We start from the raw sequence: 2,628 nt of genomic DNA on the forward strand, positions 1-2,628 counted from the left end.
TAAGGGCCTTCTTCTATCTGTCATTGCCCTTTTGGCTAATCGGCACCATCCTGTTCGCTCGGCTGGCTTGGTTCTTTGTTTCGGAAGGATTTGTCCTACGTGGGCATCTTCAGTCACTTATTATTGCTACTCTTTCGATAATTGTGGCTTTTCAGATTTTCCTATTCGGCCTGCTAGCTGATCGAATCGGTGACAATCGCAAACTTTTGGAAGAACTCTTATATCGTCTCCGAAAACTGGAAGAACAAGGTTGCAGATTTGAAGAAAATCTCACCGAATCGGAAATAAAATAAATTTTTTAACCCAATTTAAACACACATTTGTAATATCATCCTTGGAATAATAAATCAGACTTGTAAAACGCTTGGAGCAATTTTGGCGTTTACTAGACGAATATTCCGCCGAGAAACTATATTTTCAACCTAATACCTATCTTATAATATGATAATAAAGGAAAACAACGGAGATTTTCCATGAAGATTTGCATGCTAACATCAACATATCCTCGGTTTCCAAATGATGGTTCTGGACGCTTTATTCGATCTATCGCCGAGGCCATTGCTCGCCAGGGGCATGAAGTTCATGTAGTTACGCCCTATCATCCCTCGCTAAAATTCGAAAAAGATGCTGTATATATTCATCATTTCCGATATATTTGGCCTGATAAATTCGCAATAATGGGCTATGGACAGGCTTTATATAATGACCAAACGTTGCGAAAGGGCGCGTATGCACTCGCACCACTCTTCTTCATGGGCGCGCTATTTACTACTATAAAACTACATCTACGTTACCGTTTTGATATATTTCACGCCCATTGGGTAGTCCCCAACGCCCCAACAGGAATGGTTTTATCTCGGATTACAAGAATCCCGCTCGTAATTAGCCTTCACGGATCTGACGTCTTTCTGGCACGTAAAAGCCGACTCCTTAGCGCTCTCGCGAAGGCTTGCTTCCGACATGCTGCTGCAATCACGGCCTGCAGCTATCAATTGTGTGAGGGGGCAATAGCGCTTGGTGCATCCAAGGATCAGCTACGCCTAGTGCTATGGGGAGCCGATCCCGACGCTTTCGATCCCACGCGCTTTCCATCTCAACTTGCTCTACGCAAACAGCTAGGGTGGCCTGATGAATGTTATGTGATTTTAAGTTTAGGACGATTAGTCAAGAAAAAGGGGGTCGATTATTTAATAAGATCGATCCCAATTTTAAAAAATAAAATAAAGAATATTTTGGTCATCATTGCGGGCGATGGTCCGGAACGCAAGTCATTAGAGGACTTAACGGAGTCCATGGGTGTCCGTGATTTGGTCCGGTTCGTTGGTGCTATCCCATGGACACAGGTTGCGCATTTATTACACGCAAGTGATGTATTTGTGGTCCCCTCCATCGAGGACGATACCGGTAATCTTGATGGTCTTCCAACAGCGATTTTAGAAGCAATGGCGGCTGGAAAGCCGATAGTTGCTACCTCTGTCGGTGGAATTCCTCTTGTAGTCTCCGACGGCCGTACAGGTCTACTCGTACCACAAAAGGATCCAGAAGCGCTGGCTCAAGCACTAGTTCGAATTCTCTCTGATAATGCTCTCTCCAAAAATCTGGGCATTTTTGCCAGAAAAATGGTCATAGAGTATCTCAATTGGGACAGAGTTGCGTCAGATTTTATACAAATTTATATGAAATTGAATCAAGAACAAGGAAAGGAGGACATGTGATGCGTCAAGAAATTCCTCCCCCCGCTGTGTCATCGGGCGCATATACACGGGAATACTTCGAACATTGGTGTAATGGCGCACATGAATTTCGTATTAGCCGCGGCAAAAAACTACCAATTCGCTTGATAATAGCACTAAAATTGGCAAATATTCGAGGTGGAGAGCATGTGCTAGATGTCGGCTGTGGGCGCGGAGAACTAGCGGTGCACTGTGCTCTACGCGGCGCTTGGGTCTGGGGCATCGACTACTCATCTGCCGCGCTTGAATTTGCAACAGAAGCTATATCCAACACCGATTCAGAGACTCGCAAGCGAATACAATTAATCCGAGCTGATGCACGTTTTATTCCGATTCAAGACCAAAGTATCGACGTATCATTTATGATTGATGTAGTTGAGCATTTGAAACCAAATGAGCTTGACTGGGCCCTGCAAGAAATAAGACGAGTTCTAAGACCTGGTGGAAGGCTTATTGTACATACTATGCCTAATCTGTGGTATTATTCCCTCGGCTATCCTATTTATCGAGCAGTTCAAGCCCTACGAGGCATTCACTTGCCCGTCAATCCGCGAGATCGATGGCCATTCAAGGAGGTTCATGTAAACGAACAGACCCCATTCTCGCTTCAGAGAGCTCTAATTAAAAATGGATTTCAGACCAAAATATTACTTAAAAACACTCAATCTTTTGAGCAAGAAAGGAATATCATACTAAAGACTGGAATGCATCTCCTGGTTAATGCACCGCTTATTAAACTTTTTTTCTGCAATGACATTTTTGCGATTGCTAAAAAACGTGTAGAGTATAGGAGATAAACATGAAAATAGCCATAGAGGCGCTCGGAATCCACTCTTATGGGGGCGGGAGAACGGCAACTCTGAATCTGTTACGCTCTCTGATCTCATTAGATGAT

3 protein-coding genes are annotated in these 2,628 nt (G+C 43.8%); all 3 read left to right on the forward strand.

The features are described from left to right. Positions 1–293 (forward strand): hypothetical protein (locus NZM04_10235; GenBank protein MCS7064392.1); only part of this gene is annotated, 293 nt, incomplete at its 5' end. Between the two features lie 192 nt (positions 294–485). After that, positions 486–1,715 carry a glycosyltransferase gene (locus tag NZM04_10240; protein ID MCS7064393.1) on the forward strand — a complete coding sequence of 410 codons (1,230 nt, stop codon included), beginning with the start codon at positions 486–488 and terminating at the stop codon, positions 1,713–1,715. Further along, a complete protein-coding gene (locus NZM04_10245; GenBank protein MCS7064394.1) occupies positions 1,715–2,530 on the forward strand; it encodes a class I SAM-dependent methyltransferase in 816 nt (271 codons plus the stop codon). Before NZM04_10240 ends, NZM04_10245 begins: the two co-directional genes overlap by 1 nt. The last annotated feature ends 98 nt before the right edge of the window (positions 2,531–2,628 follow it).

It is taken from the genome of Candidatus Methylacidiphilales bacterium, assembly GCA_025056655.1.
Lineage (GTDB): Bacteria > Verrucomicrobiota > Verrucomicrobiia > Methylacidiphilales > JANWVL01 > JANWVL01.

Coding starts and splice junctions, on each gene's coding strand:
- NZM04_10240 (MCS7064393.1), top strand. CDS start 486: ATGCTAACATCAACATATCCTCGGTTTCCAAATGATGGTTCTGGACGC.
- NZM04_10245 (MCS7064394.1), top strand. CDS start 1,715: ATGCGTCAAGAAATTCCTCCCCCCGCTGTGTCATCGGGCGCATATACA.